This is a genomic window from Halopseudomonas sp. SMJS2 (assembly GCF_029866945.1).
Classification (GTDB): domain Bacteria; phylum Pseudomonadota; class Gammaproteobacteria; order Pseudomonadales; family Pseudomonadaceae; genus Halopseudomonas; species Halopseudomonas bauzanensis.
In genome coordinates this window covers 2748274-2763169 of the sequence record NZ_CP123445.1, presented here as the reverse complement: position 1 = coordinate 2763169, position 14896 = coordinate 2748274, and the positions used below count along the sequence as shown (strand labels likewise).

14 protein-coding genes and 1 riboswitch are annotated in these 14896 nt (G+C 58.8%); of the genes, 5 read left to right on the top strand and 9 right to left on the bottom strand.

Going from position 1 to position 14896, the window contains the following annotated elements:
• Nucleotides 1-123: 123 nt before the first annotated feature.
• From QAO71_RS13030 to QAO71_RS13020, 3 genes are read right to left on the bottom strand one after another with little or no spacing between them, the layout of a single operon-like run.
• On the bottom strand, nt 124-654 hold the full coding sequence (locus QAO71_RS13030; RefSeq protein ID WP_280164632.1) for a prepilin-type N-terminal cleavage/methylation domain-containing protein: 531 nt from the start codon (nt 652-654) through the stop codon (nt 124-126).
• Nucleotides 651-1160, bottom strand: coding sequence for a type IV pilus modification protein PilV (gene pilV / locus QAO71_RS13025; RefSeq protein ID WP_074777805.1), 510 nt, complete (start codon nt 1158-1160; stop codon nt 651-653). The genes QAO71_RS13030 and pilV overlap by 4 nt, the downstream gene beginning before the upstream one ends.
• Nucleotides 1157-1645: a GspH/FimT family pseudopilin gene (locus QAO71_RS13020; protein ID WP_074777807.1), complete on the bottom strand. Its 489-nt coding sequence runs from the start codon at nt 1643-1645 to the stop codon at nt 1157-1159. Before QAO71_RS13020 ends, pilV begins: the two co-directional genes overlap by 4 nt.
• A 299-nt stretch (nt 1646-1944) precedes the next feature.
• Between QAO71_RS13020 and QAO71_RS13015 the strand changes: the two genes are divergently transcribed.
• Nucleotides 1945-3804 (top strand): 5'-nucleotidase C-terminal domain-containing protein, encoded by a 1860-nt coding sequence (locus tag QAO71_RS13015; protein ID WP_280164631.1) that lies wholly within the window; start codon nt 1945-1947, stop codon nt 3802-3804.
• An 88-nt stretch (nt 3805-3892) separates the two neighbouring features.
• On the opposite strand, the gene QAO71_RS13010 is transcribed toward QAO71_RS13015, so the two are convergent.
• Both QAO71_RS13010 and QAO71_RS13005 read right to left on the bottom strand, forming a co-directional pair.
• Nucleotides 3893-5152 carry a D-amino acid dehydrogenase gene (locus QAO71_RS13010; RefSeq protein ID WP_036988452.1) on the bottom strand — a complete coding sequence of 420 codons (1260 nt, stop codon included), beginning with the start codon at nt 5150-5152 and terminating at the stop codon, nt 3893-3895.
• A gap of 161 nt (nt 5153-5313) precedes the next feature.
• Nucleotides 5314-5409, bottom strand: a riboswitch (glycine riboswitch).
• Between the two features lie 120 nt (nt 5410-5529).
• Complete coding sequence (locus QAO71_RS13005) at nt 5530-6708, bottom strand: substrate-binding domain-containing protein (protein WP_280164630.1); 1179 nt, start codon at nt 6706-6708, stop codon at nt 5530-5532.
• Between the two features lie 335 nt (nt 6709-7043).
• Between QAO71_RS13005 and QAO71_RS13000 the strand changes: the two genes are divergently transcribed.
• Nucleotides 7044-7484: a YtoQ family protein gene (locus QAO71_RS13000; protein ID WP_036988453.1), complete on the top strand. Its 441-nt coding sequence runs from the start codon at nt 7044-7046 to the stop codon at nt 7482-7484.
• A 23-nt stretch (nt 7485-7507) separates the two neighbouring features.
• Here QAO71_RS13000 and QAO71_RS12995 read toward each other — a convergent pair whose 3' ends face one another.
• Nucleotides 7508-8614, bottom strand: coding sequence for a glutathione S-transferase (locus tag QAO71_RS12995; protein ID WP_280164629.1), 1107 nt, complete (start codon nt 8612-8614; stop codon nt 7508-7510).
• Between the two features lie 246 nt (nt 8615-8860).
• Between QAO71_RS12995 and QAO71_RS12990 the strand changes: the two genes are divergently transcribed.
• The 3 genes from QAO71_RS12990 (at nt 8861) to QAO71_RS12980 (ending at nt 11122) form a co-directional block, all read left to right on the top strand.
• A complete protein-coding gene (locus QAO71_RS12990) occupies nt 8861-9601 on the top strand; it encodes a DUF2889 domain-containing protein (RefSeq protein WP_280164628.1) in 741 nt (246 codons plus the stop codon).
• A gap of 130 nt (nt 9602-9731) precedes the next feature.
• A complete protein-coding gene (locus tag QAO71_RS12985) occupies nt 9732-10985 on the top strand; it encodes a serine hydrolase (protein WP_280164627.1) in 1254 nt (417 codons plus the stop codon).
• Nucleotides 10970-11122 (top strand): hypothetical protein, encoded by a 153-nt coding sequence (locus QAO71_RS12980; RefSeq protein WP_280164626.1) that lies wholly within the window; start codon nt 10970-10972, stop codon nt 11120-11122. Before QAO71_RS12985 ends, QAO71_RS12980 begins: the two co-directional genes overlap by 16 nt.
• A gap of 108 nt (nt 11123-11230) precedes the next feature.
• Here QAO71_RS12980 and QAO71_RS12975 read toward each other — a convergent pair whose 3' ends face one another.
• From QAO71_RS12975 to QAO71_RS12965, 3 genes are all read right to left on the bottom strand, one after another.
• Nucleotides 11231-12418, bottom strand: a complete 1188-nt coding sequence (locus QAO71_RS12975) for a sugar transporter (RefSeq protein WP_136869009.1) — start codon at nt 12416-12418, stop codon at nt 11231-11233.
• Between the two features lie 126 nt (nt 12419-12544).
• Complete coding sequence (locus QAO71_RS12970; protein ID WP_280164625.1) at nt 12545-13402, bottom strand: LysR family transcriptional regulator; 858 nt, start codon at nt 13400-13402, stop codon at nt 12545-12547.
• 75 nt (nt 13403-13477) lie between these two features.
• The gene (locus QAO71_RS12965) at nt 13478-14848 is read right to left on the bottom strand and encodes a DUF1329 domain-containing protein (RefSeq protein WP_280164624.1); all 1371 of its coding nucleotides are present in this window, start codon (nt 14846-14848) and stop codon (nt 13478-13480) included.
• Nucleotides 14849-14896: the final 48 nt, after the last annotated feature.

Sequence of the window (14896 nt, the reverse complement as noted above, 5' to 3'; positions counted from 1 at the left end):
CGACTGTTGTCGTCGGTAAGGTTTTCCGAGCGGCTTTTCAGTAGCGCTGCGTAACGGACAGAGCGTATACGCTCATTGGTAGCCGGCACGTCGGTGAACTTCTGGGTTTCCCTGGTGAGATCATCACTGACCCCAAACATGAGTTTTATATCCATCATGTTGTTGATCAGCGGCACGCCATTGCAATGCAGCGAGTTGCCCGAGATTGTCAGCTCTACCGTAACGGGGGGGGGCGTCAGCTTGATACGGGTCTGCCAAGCCAGGGACTACTTCGCCAGAGCAAACAGTGAGCTGGGGAAGAGACGGCTGATACCGAATGCATATGCGTTGGTCTTCCACATCAAAATTGATGACTTCGCCGGCAGCGAACGAGCAATTTGCTGATGCGTTGGGGGCGGCACGAAATGCGTTCTCGAAGCCGTAATCCGCGCTGGCTTGGTAGCCTGTGCGATATAGTTCTTCTTCAAAAAGCATGAGCGCGTAACGAGCATTTTCCAGATTATCGGACTGGCCTTGCTGAAAGGCATAGTTTCTCTTGTTGTCGATATATACCTGGGTAATACCAAGAATAAGCAGCGTGCTAAGTAACAAGGCGACCAGCAGCTCGATCAGGGAGAGCCCGCGGTGCCGATCTATTAGGGAGTTCGCTTTCATATTTGGCTCCTGAACGTAAATGTACAGAGGCTATTCTCGACATCGCCCGCTGTAAGGCAGCCTTCGCCAGTTGCATTCCATGCCAGACGAATTTCCACGGCGGCGCCGTTGTTGTCGCATACGCCCGGCTCATTGGAGATACACGAGACGAAGTTTTCGCCAAGGGAGTCGGCTCCCGGCAGTAGAGTGCGTGCCTTGGTAGCCCAGCAGGCTACTTGGGTTTCCATCAATTTGTTCTCTATGTTGAGACAGGCATCGCTAGTGCTGGCCGGTAGCGAGTCGAACAGGGGCGAGCCATCGGTGCTCAGGAGACTGCTGGGCGTGGCGCGTATAATTTCGAGAAGCTCATTTGCCAGCATGGCTGCCTGGGTGCGCTCCACTGAGTCTTGGGTGTACTGGATCGCCTTGCCCTGCATCGCGACCATGCCCAAGATGCCTACAGCCGTCAGTAGGATGGTTATCAGTACTTCAAGAAGGCTGAAACCGCCGGATCTTGCATGTGTCATAACGTGCAGCTCCCCAGATTGGCGCCGTTGGCTTTCTTGCCCTTGTTATGCAGGGTGGTAGTGCCGCTGCCGGCAATGGTTACGAGCCTTGCGTTATCGACGTTACCGTCGCCGCAGAGCACTGCTTCGAAGCCGGGCACGGTGGTAGTGCCATTAGGGCGGTAGCCGGCGGTGGTGGCGCTGACGTCGAGACTGATGATGGTGGGATCAAAGGATGACGTCCGCAGTAAATCGCCATGCACGCTTGAAGCGAACACTTCAATTTCGCCTTTGCTGGGATCGATGACAACGAAAGTATCTATCTTGCGGATCACTGCTTCACTACGGGCGAACTGAAACAGTGCGTTGAGGGTTTCTGCCTGGGCTTCAGTGCGGTTATCTCTTATGAGTGTGGTGAAGCTTGGCACTGCGATAAGAGCGACGACGGCCAGGATAGTTAGTATCACCATCAACTCTATTAGCGTAAATCCCTTATAACGATTCATCCAGAATCCTCCTTCTAGTGCCTGCACTATATGCTGGCCAGATGGCAAGGCGGTGGCCATGGCGATGACCGGTCATTTTTTATGGATGAAGTGTCTTGCAGAGCGAAGGGATACCTTACGGGGCGTGAGGCGCTGTCTCATCCTGAAGCGAAAAATAGCTTTCGCCGAAAGCACTTCTGCAACGACACCGTTCTAGGTCATAGTCACCGACCTGTAATCAATTGTTTTTTTGTCGTCATTGCTGCGTCACGCTGGGCCCATAGTTTGTACGGGAATCCACCTCTCATGGACGCCCCGTCATGCCCAGTATGCAATGGAAAAGCTTCAGCCTCCTGGCAACCTGTATCGCCCTGGCCGCCTGTAACAGCGACAGTGACTCATCCTCCGATAACGCAGACAGCGGCCAGCCGCTGGTGCTGAATATTGCCCATATCAACGACCATCATTCCAATCTGGAGCCACTCGAGCTGACACTGCAGTTGGATGGTCAGCCTACGACGGTCGAGGTGGGGGGCTTTCCGCGGATAACCCGTTTGTTCAACGAGGCGGAAGCCGAGCACGCGAATCTGCTCAAGTTGCACGCCGGCGATGCCGTTACCGGCACCCTGTATTACACCTTCTACGAAGGTCGGGCGGATGCCGAGCTGATGAACACGGTGTGCTTTGACGCCTTTGCCCTGGGTAACCACGAGTTTGACGATGGCGACGCCCAACTGAAAGCGTTCTTGGATCATCTGGCCGATGGCAGCTGTAACACCCCCGCACTGGCGGCCAACGTCAAGCCCGCGGTGGGCACGCCATTGGCCCCATCAGCGGTGGATGACTACATCAAGGCACATGTGGTGACCGAGGTGGATGGTGTCCAGGTGGGCATCGTCGGTATCGATATTGCCGGCAAGACGCAGAATTCATCCCGCCCGTTGCCCACCACGGTATTCGAAGACGAGGTCACTGCCGCCCAGCGCAGCATCGACGAGCTGCAGGAGCAGGGCGTCGAGCATATCGTGCTGCTCACGCATCAGGGCTATCAGAACGATGTCGACATGGCCGCCCGGTTGAGTGGTGTAGACGTGATCATCGGCGGTGATTCCCATACGCTGGTGGGGGATTTCCGTAATCTGGGCTTGCAGGGGCCGGAAGACACGCCGCTGGCTTATCCGACTGTGGTGACCAACCGCGATGGTGAATTGGTCTGTATCGGGCAGGCCTGGGAATACACCAAGGTATTTGGTTTGATGAACGTCAGCTTCAATGCCGAAGGTGCAGTGGAAAGCTGCGACGGTCAGGCGTCACTGGTTATCGGCGACGAGTTCCAGCGCGATGACGCGCCCTTGAACGAGACGGAGACAGCGGCGCTGCTCCAAGTGCTGGACGAGCTGCCGGAAGTGGCGGTGGTCCAGCCGGACCCGGATGCCCAGAGTATCCTCGACGGCTATCAGGCTCAGCTGGACGTGGCCCGGCAGGAGCAGATCGGTTCTGCCGAGGTTTCTTTCTGCCTGGTGCGAGTGCCAGGGACTACCCGCAGCGGTGGGGTTCCTGGTTGTGAGCTGGCAGATCAGTTAGCACAGGGCAGCGACGCGGCGCAATTGGTGGCCGAGGCCTTCCTTGAAGCCAGCAAGCGGGCCGACTTCTCGCTGCAGAACGCCGGTGGTGTGAGAACACCCATGGCGGCAGGTGTCATTACCTTTGATACTGCCGCCACCATGCTGCCGTTCACCAACGTGCTGGTTGAGCTGGATGTGACCGGTGCGGAGACGGTTGCCGTCCTAGAAGATGCGGTGTGGAGTCATGTGGAAAATGGCGGTGGCGATGGTTCGCACCCCTACGCCGCAGCGCTGCGCTGGGATCTCGACATGTCGCAGCCACGCGGTAGCCGCTTCAGCAACGTCGAAGTGAAAGGTGCGGATGGCCTGTGGGCACCCATCAACCCGACCCAGACCTACGTTATGGTCACCAATGATTTTCTTGGTGAAGGGCGCGATGGGTATCTCACCCTGGGCGAGGTGACCGCAGATGGCCGGTCGATCAACACCGGCTTGTTATACACGCAGAGCCTGGTGGATTACCTGAAGGCCCGTCCCTCGGTTGGCACCATCCCGCGGGACGAATATTCCCATCAGCGGGTGATTACTGTCAGCGGCACTGAGCTGACTTATTGATACGGTAATCGGCCCGGGCAGCGCTAGCAGCTAACCCCTATAGAAAGCGACAGCGAGACCACACCAGTCTCGCTGTCTTGCCCCGGGCTTACGCGTGAGCCGGCTGCGGGGAAGCAGCCTTCGCGTTACTCCCCAACGCCTGCTCCACGACCCCACCAATCATATCCGCCGTAACAGCGCTCAGCGTCCAACCCAAATGGCCATGGCCGGTGTTGTAGAACACGCAGGGCGACTTGCCGCGCCCGACCTTGGGCATCATGTTTGGCATCATCGGCCGTAAGCCGGCCCAGGGCACGACGCTGCGGGTGTTGACGCCGGGAAAGCACTCATTCACCCAATCCACCAGCGGACGAATGCGGTCGGCGCGGATGTCACGGTTGTAGCCATTGAACTCGGCGGTGCCGGCCACGCGGAAGCGGTCATTGCCCAGGCGGCTGGTGACCAGTTTGGTTTCATCGTCGAGCAAGCTGACGGTGGGTGCTGAGGCGCGGCTAATCTCGTCGGTGAGGTTGACGGTGATGGAGTAGCCTTTGACCGGGTAGATGTTTACCCGGTCGCCCAACTGGGCGGCCAGGTCGCGGCTGGCGGTGCCGGCGCAGACCACTACACCGTCAAAATGCTGTGTCTCATCGCCAGCATTGCTGCCCGTGGTCACGCTGGCGCGCTTGCCATCGGTGGTGACCGCTTTCACGTCCTGGTTGTAAAGGCAGCGCACGCCGAGCCGATCGATAGCCGCCGCCAGGCCGTTGGTGAACTTGTGGATGTCGCCAGTGGAGTCGCATTCGGTGAAGTAACCGCCGTAATACTGGCCGGCCAGGGTGGGCTCGATGCTGCGCATTTCCTCCGGTGTTACGCTGCGGCGGGGTAGGCCCCCTTTGGCTAGCAACTGGGATACCCGTCCAGCGTGGTCGAAACCTGCCTTGTCGCGGTAAATGTGCAGGATGCCTTTTTTCTTCAGGTCGAAGTCGATGCCTTCCGCTTCAGCCCAGGCAAACAGATGCTCACGCGCGGCCACTGCCAGGCGTGCGGTTTCGATGGTGTTCTGGTTGTAGCTGGGGATCGAGGCGATGAATTCGGCGAACCAGGAAAGCTTGTGCCAGCTGGGCTTGGGGTTGACCAGTAGCGGCGCATCGCTCTTGAGCATCCATTTCAGGCCCTTGACGATGGTCGACCAGTGGTTCCAGACCTCGGCATTGGAGGCCGACAGCTGGCCGCCATTGGCGAAGGATGTTTCCATGGCGGCGTAGCGGTGTTTTTCGAACAGGGTAACGGCGAAGCCGCGTTTGCTCAGGGCGTAGGCGGTGGTGATACCGGTGATCCCGCCACCAACGACAGCGATTGTTTTCATTGTTGTAGCTCCAGTAACGTCAGGGGATTGAGGCCCGTGCGCACCATGCGCGGCGAGCGCCCCCTCTGTTCTGGACCTGAGAGTTTCACGGCGGCGCCAATGCGCTGCCGCTTGCTCCTTCGGTGCGCCCGACGACGTAACGGGCGGCTCTTCAGAGTTTACCGGTGATAGCGGTCCGTTTGCCTGAGAGTTTCCGGGGCGGTTGCTCCTTCGGCGCTGCGGCGGATCAAGCCGGCAGTCTCTCCCGATATCACATTGACCCGCCCCGGGTGCGCAATCTGGCGACGCGGTGCGGAGTCATGGGCGCTACATTGCCAGAAAATGCAATCGTTGTAACCCTGATTATGCGCGGTTCTGCCAACTTGATGCCGGGCGGCTCAGTACACCCAGAGTTCCACGCGCCGGTTCTTGTTTCGGCCATCGTCATGGGTGTTGGCGGCTACCGGCAGGTCATCGCCGATGCCCATAACGTCCTTGACGAAGATGCCTTGGCCGGCCAGCGCGGCGCTGACCGTTCTGGCTCGCAGGCGCGACAGTAGTTCGGCGCCTCTGCTTCTCGGGTCGCTAAAGCCTACCAGGACCACCTTGTACTCGGTCTTGTTTTCAGTCTGCAGATACTCGAGCAGGCGGTCGATGTCCTGCCAGGCCTTGTTATCCAGTCGGGCGCTGTCTTCACTGAAGCGGATGTTGACCGACAGGCGGTGCGCTTCTTCGGCCAGTTTGCGGTAGTCGTCCGGCATATAGGGCTGCGGCGCGATCTGAGCGGCTGTGATGTTCTGGCCGACAAAGCCCACCTGGTCCACGATATCCTGCCCTGCTTTGCTCTGGGTGAAGGCAATTAACCCCAGTGCCAGCGGGTTGGTTTCTTCGGGGCTGATATACATATATAGCCGGCGGGCCAGCGGATAATCCTCTGTGGCTACCAGCGCTTTGCTGGGGTACATGGGGCGGGAGTCACCAGCGGTGATGGACAGCGCCTTGGCTTCCTGTATATAGGCCAGGCCAACAAAGCCGACAGCATTGCGATCACTGCTGACGGCCCGGGACAGGTCTGCGTTGGATTCGTAGCGGTGGGCATCTGCGAGCAGATCCACCTGATTGGGTTTCAGCACTAGGTCCCGGAAGGTCTCCCAGGTCCCGGAGTTACCGTCCCTGGCGTGTACCCTGATTTTACCCTGGCGCCCGCCGAGCTGCGCCCAATCGGAGACCTGGCCGGAAAATATCCGGGCAATCTGTTCGATATTGAGGCTGTCGAGCGGGTTTTCCGGGTGCATGATGACCGCCAGGCCATCCAGGCCGATCACCTGCTCTGCTTCCTTGCTGAGCATGTTTCCGGCATTTTTCAGTGCTGTGACTTCACTGTCCTTGATCGGTCGGGACGATGCTGCGATCTGCCCTGTGCGGTCGATCAGCCCGGTAAAGCCCGTGGTAGAGCCATGTGCGTTCAGACTGATTTCGATCAATTCGCCCTGAGCGCTGACGGCGGTGATGCGGTGTTCCTGCGGTTCGGCATCGAGCTGTATATCAATATCCGTAGCGCCTGACTCTTTCAACATGCCTTCAACTAACAGGGGTGCCAACTGAGCGCCTATGGTGTTGGAGCCATTAATCTGTAGTTGCAGTGGTGCGGCGATGCTTGGAAAAGAAAGGCAGACAAGCCCGGCAAGCGATAACTTTACTAATCGGGCTCGCAGCCCTGAGGTGGTTTTCAACGTGTAACTCCCTGTAATGGCGGAACAGCCCTCCACTGGATGGAGGTTTGCTGATAGATGATGCCCTGCGTCTGTTAAGAAATTTTTGCGCCATGCGAATAATGGATTCACAAGCAGGCCGCTGTTTTGCCTTTGCCGGTGCCTCTGGTATGGTCGGGCCTTTTGCTAGCGGAGGCTCCATGTCCTTTTACGTTTATCTTTCCGGCGAAATTCATACCGATTGGCGCGATGAGATTCAGCGCGGCGCTGAGGCCAAGGGCCTGGATGTCGTTTTCACTTCGGCAGTGACCAATCACGACGCCAGCGACGCGGCGGGTGACCATCTGGGTGCGGAAGACAATGCCTTCTGGCGCGACCACAAATCAGCCAAGGTCAACGCCATCCGCACCAAGACTTTGATCGAGCAGAGCGATCTGGTGGTGGTGCGCTTTGGAGATAAGTACAAGCAGTGGAATGCCGCCTTCGATGCCGGTTACTGCGCTGCGCTGGGTACACCCTACGTCACCCTGCATGCCGAGGATATTGTCCACCCGCTGAAAGAAGTTGATGCTGCGGCGATGGCCTGGGCGACGACTACGGAGCAGGTGGTTGATATTCTGGCTTATGTGTTGAAAGGCTGAAAGTCATCGGCAAACGGGGCAGCTTACTGCCCCGATTCTGTCTGGCGTTTCAGTTTGTTATTCCGCCGCTGTAACCGAACGGACAACGGAGTGGCGAGAGCATGGATCTGCGCGTCGTTAAGTATCGCAGTTATCCCCGCGCGATGATCGCCAGTGAGTTCGCCATAGAAATCATGGGCGCGCTGCCACATCCATAGGTTATACGGAAACACCAGTCGCTCTTCCTCCATGTCACCCAGCCGATAGCGAAGCGTGCCGATAGCGCGGGGAATATCCTCGGCGTCGGGGTTGGCCTCGGTCCATTCTTTCAGTTGCCGAGCGGTTTCCAGCAGTACGGGTACCTGTTCATCGAACATCCGGTTGATGATGGACAATAGCGTTTCCGGTACCTGATCATCCGGCAGAAAGCCGCCGTCATGGCTGCTTGCATCCGGACTGATCATGCGCTCAACCCAGCGCGCTACCTGCGGCGCGCGCTCGCGCATCAAGCGTCCGGAAGCAGGGTCGCGATAGAGGTGGGCATACAGGGGGCCAATCAGGCCGAAGTCGCCGATGCAGGGCTGATCGCCGAGTAGATAGTCATGATCGCTGAAGTGGATGTTCAGTTCATCGAGCAGCGACAGATAACTTTGCTCGATGGCGGCGCGGGAATGATCGGTGATGCCCAGACGGGGTAGGGCGCCGGCAAAGGGGCCGGATGCCTCCAGTCCAGCGGCATATTGCTCTTTTGCGCTGGCGCTGGGCAGGCGAGTGCGACCGAATTCCTGAATGGCAAACTCGCGGTTTTCTTCGATCTTCCAGCGATAGAGCATGGCGGGATTAACCAGCCATTCATCACCGTAGATTTCCAGCAGCAGCGCAACCAGCCGCTGACAAGGACCGGTTGGGTACACGGACCTGTTCGGGAAATGATGTTCCAGATGGTCGATGATTTCGGTGGAGTCCTGGATTACCTGGTCATCCGGCGTCACCAGCACCGGAATATAACGCACCCCGGTTCGGGGAATGATCAGCTCCTTGAAAATCTGCGGCGTGGACAGAACTTCTTCAAATCTGATGCCCTTGAATTGCAGATAGCAGCGTACCTTGCCGGTATAAAGTGAAACTGGTGCGCCGATCAGTTTATGCATGCCTGTTCTCCTGATATCTGCATGAATTGTCGGATACTCGGCGGTAGTGATCCAGGCCCGAATGGGTGATTGTATAGATAGAAACACGCCAGAAGACGTTTGAAGCTGTAGAGATTGTTCTGTTTTTGTAAGGTATTGATGTGGCGAATCAGCCTTCTGGGCCAGTCGATAAACGGGTAGGCTGTCTATGACTGAGACATTCTGGGCGACAATGCCGACCAATAAAAACAGACATTGAGGCGTGCCATGCAAGAGCTGGACTCCCCCCACGTTTTCTTCCGCCGGGTGATTTTTGATGTAAGCCCGACCGAATGCCTGGTTGCCATGGAGGATGAGCACCATTATTTCGTGTTACAGCTGGGTCACGATGGTGAGTGCATCACCTCAGTAGCCAGCACCGCCCGACGTACGCCCTGGACCCTCTGCCCCGAGGCAGAGCGGCAGCTGCAGGCCTTCGTTGGCCAACCCCTGCGCCAACGCATCGCCATCAACCTGCCGGATATCGACAGCAAGCAGCAATGCACGCATCAATATGACCTGCTGATGGTGGCCCTCTCCCAGGCACTGCGACCGGGGAGGCGGGAATACGTAGCCAAAGTGGTCGGCGCGATGCACGAGTACCGTCACGCCCAGCTCTGGCTGGATGATGAAAAACTACTCGACTGGCGCCTGCGTGGCACGGTAATCGACAGCGAGGATCAGTGTAATCAACAAGACCTGCGCAGCGTCATGCCGTGGGCGGACGAACACCTGGATGACCAGATGCTGGAAGCCCTGTTCGTACAGCGACGGGCGGTGATGGTGGCGGCGAGCAAGGGGTTCGACCTGGACCTGATCCCCAACGCGGGCGTAGCCATGCGGGCACGCGCGGGGGCTTGTTTTGTGTTTCAGCCGGAGCGGGCGGCGCAGGCGGTGCGGGTGATGGGAAGTACGCGGCAGGATGTAAGGGGGACGGGGGATCTGTTGGTGGGGTGGAATGGTGTCTGAGTTCGCTCCTGCGCATAGCTCTTCAATCAGCCGATATTCACGAGTCGAATGTAATCACTGGCGTTGGTAGTAGCGTGTTTACTTGGATAGTCTCTGAGAAAGAAAAATAATTAATTAAACGAGTTACGTCATGAAAAAATCAGCGATATTGGGGGTGACATTGACCACTGTATTATTGTCTGCACAGGGTAACGCAGCCGATCTGCCCGACCCCAAGTCAGTACGCACTGATCAATTGCAATTGATGCAGGGCTTCCCGCCAGCCGCCGATAAGCAGATAACCCAGGCGGGTTTCATGCGGCCTTATCCTAATCCGCGCTGGAGTTTCCATCATGCCCGGGAGCTGTTTCCTTCGCGGCGGGTGGCGCGTGGTCATGAAGCTGTTTCCGTATTGCCGCAGGCCGAGGGGATGGAGCAGCAGATTGCCGATCTGACTTTCACCGGCCCTGATGGTGAGCAGATGAGCTTCGGGCAATATCTGGATTCGACCTATGTTGATGGCGTGCTGGTCATGCAGCACGGCAAGGTCCTGTTTGAGCGCTATCAAGCGGGCGTGCCCGAGGATGAGCCGCATATTCTCTGGTCGGTGACCAAGTCCTTTGTGGGGCTGCTGGCTACACAGTTGATCGAAGAAGGCGAGCTGGATCCTGCGGCGCTGATCACGAGCTATCTGCCAGAGCTGGAAAACAGCGGTTGGCGTGGAGCGACGGTGCAGCAGGTCCTGGATATGACCGCGGATATCGATTACAGCGAGGTTTATGCTGATCGCAATTCCGATGTGGTCAAGTATTCGCTGGCCGCGGGTATGGGGCCGGTGCCCCATGACTACCCGGGCGCGCGGGATCTGTACAGTTATCTGCCCACCATTGCTGCCGGTGTGGATGAACATGGACAATCGTTTCGCTATCGCACCACCCACACCGAGGTGCTGGGCTGGATTCTGCGGCGGGTGACTGGCATGTCCACCGCTGCGTTGATTGAGCAACGCCTGTGGCGCAAGCTGGGAACTGAAGAGGATGCGTATATGCTGCTCGACTCCAAGGGGGCCGAGTGGGCGGGCGCGGGTCTGAACGTGACGTTGCGGGATCTGGCGCGGTTTGCGGAGATGGTCAGGCTGGGTGGTGAATTCAACGGCCAGCAGATCATCAGCGCCGCGGCAATCGAAAAGATCCGTGAGGGTGGTGACCGGGATAAGTTCAAGGCGTCAACGGCCAGCAGATCATCAGCGCCGCGGCAATCGAAAAGATCCGTGAGGGTGGTGACCGGGATAAGTTCAAGGCGGCCGGCCGCGATTTCCAGCCGGGCTATTCCTATCGCAACCAGTGGTGGATCAGCCACAACCCGGATGGCGCCTTTGAAGCGCTGGGTGTGCATGGCCAGATGATCCACATCAACCCGGCGGTGGGGATGGTGATGGTGCGGCTGTCCTCGCATCCGATTGCCAGCAGTGCGCAGACGATGCCGTTGAGTATCCCGGCGTTGGCGGCGTTGGCGGACTTGTTGCGAGGGCGGGAGGAGTAGGTTAAGACGTAGAATCTGGGCTCGCTCGACCTTCCATGGTCTTGCGTATTCTGAAAGGCAAAGGGCGTCGGCAGCGCTGGGCCGCCGGCGCCAAAAATCCGCGTCGGCTTATGCCGCCTGGGTCACCGGCATCTGCGGCGGCAGGCGCCACAGGGCGGTGAGGCAGATGAGCAGGCCGCCGAGGCCCAGCACGCCGCCGACCAAACCGACGTTTGCCAGGCCCATATGCGTGGTCACCTGGCTGCCGAGCAGCGCGCCAGCACCGATGCCCAGGTTGTACAGGCCGGAAAACAGCGACATGGCCACATCAGTAGCATCCGAGGCGATGCGCAGAACGCGGGATTGCAATGCCAGCGTCAATCCGAGAATAGCCGCACCCCATACGAAGCACAGAATACCCAGGGTCCAGATGTTCGTGGCCGACGCCAACAGCAGCAACAGGCAGAAGGTCAGGGCGAACATGCTGCCGACCAGCACGCTGCGCGGATAGAAGGGGCTGCAGCGGCTGAAGATCAGCGCGCCGAACAGACCGGCACCACCGAATACCAGCAGCAGCCCGGTGATCTGGTTGCCGAACAGGCCGGCAATGTCCCGAGCAAAAGGTTCTATGTAGCTGTAGGCGGTGAACTGGGCGGTTACACAGATGACTACCAGGCCATAGACCACCATCAGTGCCGGGCGCTTGACCAGTACCGGCAGGCTGCTGAGCGAACCGCTGTTCTGGCTCGGCAGCAACGGCAGCATGCGTGCCAGGGCGACCATGGTCAGCAGGGCGATCAAGGCGACGCCCAGGAAGGTGACTCGCCAGCCGACCATTTCACCGACCAGTCGACCCAGCGGGATGCCCAGCACCATGGCCAGGGTGGTGCCTGTGGCTAGCAGTCCCAGGGCTTGCGCTTCCCGTCCCGGCGGGGCGACGCGAACCGCCAGCGAAGCGGTGATACTCCAGAACACGGCATGGGCCAGGGCAATCCCGATGCGGCTGATCACCAGCACCTCGTAGCTCCAGGCCACGAATGACAGCAGATGGCTGATGATGAACAGAATGAAGACTCCCATCAGCAGCCGGCGACGCTCGATATTGCGCGTCAGCAGCATCAGCGGCAGCGACATCAGTGCGACCAGCCAGGCGTAGATGGTGAGGATCAGGCCGACCTGCTCGGGTTGCATCCCGAAGCTGGCGCCGATGTCGCTGAGCAGCGCCACCGGGGCGAATTCGGTGGTATTGAATATGAATGCAGCCAGGGCCAGCGCAACAACGCTGAGCCAGCTGCCCTGGTGGGCGGTATTCGACATTGTCATGAAAAGCAGAACCAGATGGGGAAGGAAGCCGGCGGGCTAGAGGGAGTTAGCCTGCTGCGGGCGAGGCGTATTCTAGGTCTGTTATTGGCTCATCGCAAGCTGCGGCAAGCCAGGTTCAGATCATCGGATCCAGCGCTGGGACCAATCCTGATTGGTATGGGCGAGAGAGCGCAGCAGTTTCAGCGCCTGGTCGAGGATGGCCGATTCCCGCTGGCGCGAATACACCAGATAAGTCGGAAAGCTGAACTCCGGCGCCATGTTGACCGGCTCCAACAGACCATTGTCGATATAGCTCTGGACAACCCGGCTGCGGAAGTAGCCCGAGCCGCCGGCTTCAAGGATGTATTGCAATGCCAGCGGGCCCAGGTTGAAGGCGACCGGGGCGCGGGCCTTGTCGGGCAGGGCGGCGTCGTGCTGGCGCCGGAAGCCTTCGCCCCAGTCGATGTAGACGTAGGGTTCCGGCTGGCCGGGCAGGCTCACCTGGATGAGCTTTTCTTCCAGCAGTTCTTCCACCTGCAGACCGGGCAGGTACTCCGGTTGATACACCAGCGCCGCATCCAGCGAGCCCTGTTCGACGCGTTGCATCAGGGTGCTGCTGTCGCCGATTTCGGCGCGCACCGAATGTTCTGGAATCTCCCGTCGCAGCGCGCGCACCCAATCCAGAATCAGTGGTGTACACAGGCTGGCCTCGCCACCAATGTGCAGCACATCACTGAAACCTTTCAGCAGCGGCAGGTCGCGCTGGGCATTGTCCCAGGCCTGGATCATCTGCGTGGCATGGGTAATGAACGCCTCGCCGTCGACCGTCAGCCTGGCGCCGGAGCGGTTGCGGATGAATAGGGTGCAGTTGAGCTGGCTTTCCAGGCTCTGGATGCGCGAGGTGATGGCAGCCTGGGTGACATGCAACCGCTCCGCTGCCGCGACAAAGCTGCCGCAGCGGACGATCTCCAGAAAGGTGCGGGCCAGACTGATATCCATGTGCCGATTCCCGGGATGAAAGGAGCCTATTCTAGCAAGTCGGCGGATCATCCGGGGAATACGACCCCCGGTCGATCAGCGTACGCCGGCAGCGCGCAAGGCAGCAGGGGTAAATTGGTTGTAAGTGGGCGGTGTGCCGTCGAGTTGTGGGGCAGAGGCTTCCTCGGTGTACATGCCAAGGGCTATGTAGCGGCCGGCAATAATGTCATACAGGGTTTCCAGGGCATAACCGGGAATCTGGTACTGGTAATTGAAGCTGAGGTGTCCTTCAGCCACACGCCATAGCGCGCCCCGGCCATCATAGTGATCCGCCAGGCCAATCATCCATGAATCCTCGTCGATGAAGAAATTTCGCTGGCTGTAGATGTGCCGCTGTCCGTCCTTCACGTTGCCCTGTACTTCCCAGACGCGATGCAGCTCGAAGCGCGCATGCTCCGGATTGATGTGTCCGGCCTTGATGACGTCAGCGTATTTCAGGCCTGGCGTGGTCAGTTTGGCGGAGTTATACGGAAGATAGACTTCCTTCTTGCCGACCAGCGTCCAGTTGTACCGGTCGGGTGCGCCGTTGTACATGGAGAAGTTGTCCACGGTACGCATGCCATCGGAGGCGCTGCCCGGGCCATCATAGGATACCTGCGGAGCGCGGCGTACACGCCGCTGGCCGGCATTGTAAACCCAGGCCATGCGCGGCTCTTTCAGCTGATCCAGCGTATCGTGAACCAGCAGGACATTACCGGCCAGGCGCGCGGGTGCGTTGATCTGCTGCTTGAAGAACAGCAGGGTGTTGGGCATGGTCGTGGGGTCGATATCCGGCATCTGTTCGGGGTAGCCGATATTCTCTTCCAGCTTGATCAAGGTGTACGAACCGTTGGTTTGCGGCATCACCTGCATGTACCAGCGGTGCGCATTCAAACGATAGCGGGTCATATGGTTCCAGATCACTTCGCCACCTGACTTGGGCAGCGGAAATATGAAAGACGAGCCCGGCCTGACGTTTTCCACACCGTCGCCACCATTCAGCAACCTGGCCTGTCCGGCGGTCTCTTTGACCTGATCGTAGACCGCCTGCGGGTAACCGACGGTACGTCTGGACGGATAGATGGGCATGCGGAAGGAGTCGGGATAGCGCTCGAACAGCGCCACCTGACCGGGTGTCAGTTGGTCTTTATATTGCTGGTAGTTGCTCGCGGTGATCACAAACTCGGGCTGTTCATCCTGGAAGGGGTTTTCCAGGAAGTGATTGGGCAGAGGTTGGCCCGCGTCCTGCGGCAACCCGCCCGTCCACTCCGGGATGGTGCCGTCAGCATTGCCGGCCTTTTCCGCACCAATGGGGGTAAGGTTGGTGCTCAGCTGATCTATCTCCGACTGGCTGAGGCTCTGGGCTGCTGCCCCGGTCGCCAGCATGCTCAGGGCAACGCCGTAGAGCCGCGCTTTTGTCTTATGCATTTCTTTCTCCAATTGCTGTTGTTTTTGGACTTGCGTTGGAGCCTTGAT

Coding starts and splice junctions, on each gene's coding strand:
- QAO71_RS13030 (WP_280164632.1), bottom strand. CDS start 654: ATGAAAGCGAACTCCCTAATAGATCGGCACCGCGGGCTCTCCCTGATC.
- pilV (WP_074777805.1), bottom strand. CDS start 1,160: ATGACACATGCAAGATCCGGCGGTTTCAGCCTTCTTGAAGTACTGATA.
- QAO71_RS13020 (WP_074777807.1), bottom strand. CDS start 1,645: ATGAATCGTTATAAGGGATTTACGCTAATAGAGTTGATGGTGATACTA.
- QAO71_RS13015 (WP_280164631.1), top strand. CDS start 1,945: ATGCCCAGTATGCAATGGAAAAGCTTCAGCCTCCTGGCAACCTGTATC.
- QAO71_RS13010 (WP_036988452.1), bottom strand. CDS start 5,152: ATGAAAACAATCGCTGTCGTTGGTGGCGGGATCACCGGTATCACCACC.
- QAO71_RS13005 (WP_280164630.1), bottom strand. CDS start 6,708: ATGTTGAAAGAGTCAGGCGCTACGGATATTGATATACAGCTCGATGCC.
- QAO71_RS13000 (WP_036988453.1), top strand. CDS start 7,044: ATGTCCTTTTACGTTTATCTTTCCGGCGAAATTCATACCGATTGGCGC.
- QAO71_RS12995 (WP_280164629.1), bottom strand. CDS start 8,614: ATGCATAAACTGATCGGCGCACCAGTTTCACTTTATACCGGCAAGGTA.
- QAO71_RS12990 (WP_280164628.1), top strand. CDS start 8,861: ATGCAAGAGCTGGACTCCCCCCACGTTTTCTTCCGCCGGGTGATTTTT.
- QAO71_RS12985 (WP_280164627.1), top strand. CDS start 9,732: ATGAAAAAATCAGCGATATTGGGGGTGACATTGACCACTGTATTATTG.
- QAO71_RS12975 (WP_136869009.1), bottom strand. CDS start 12,418: ATGTCGAATACCGCCCACCAGGGCAGCTGGCTCAGCGTTGTTGCGCTG.
- QAO71_RS12970 (WP_280164625.1), bottom strand. CDS start 13,402: ATGGATATCAGTCTGGCCCGCACCTTTCTGGAGATCGTCCGCTGCGGC.
- QAO71_RS12965 (WP_280164624.1), bottom strand. CDS start 14,848: ATGCATAAGACAAAAGCGCGGCTCTACGGCGTTGCCCTGAGCATGCTG.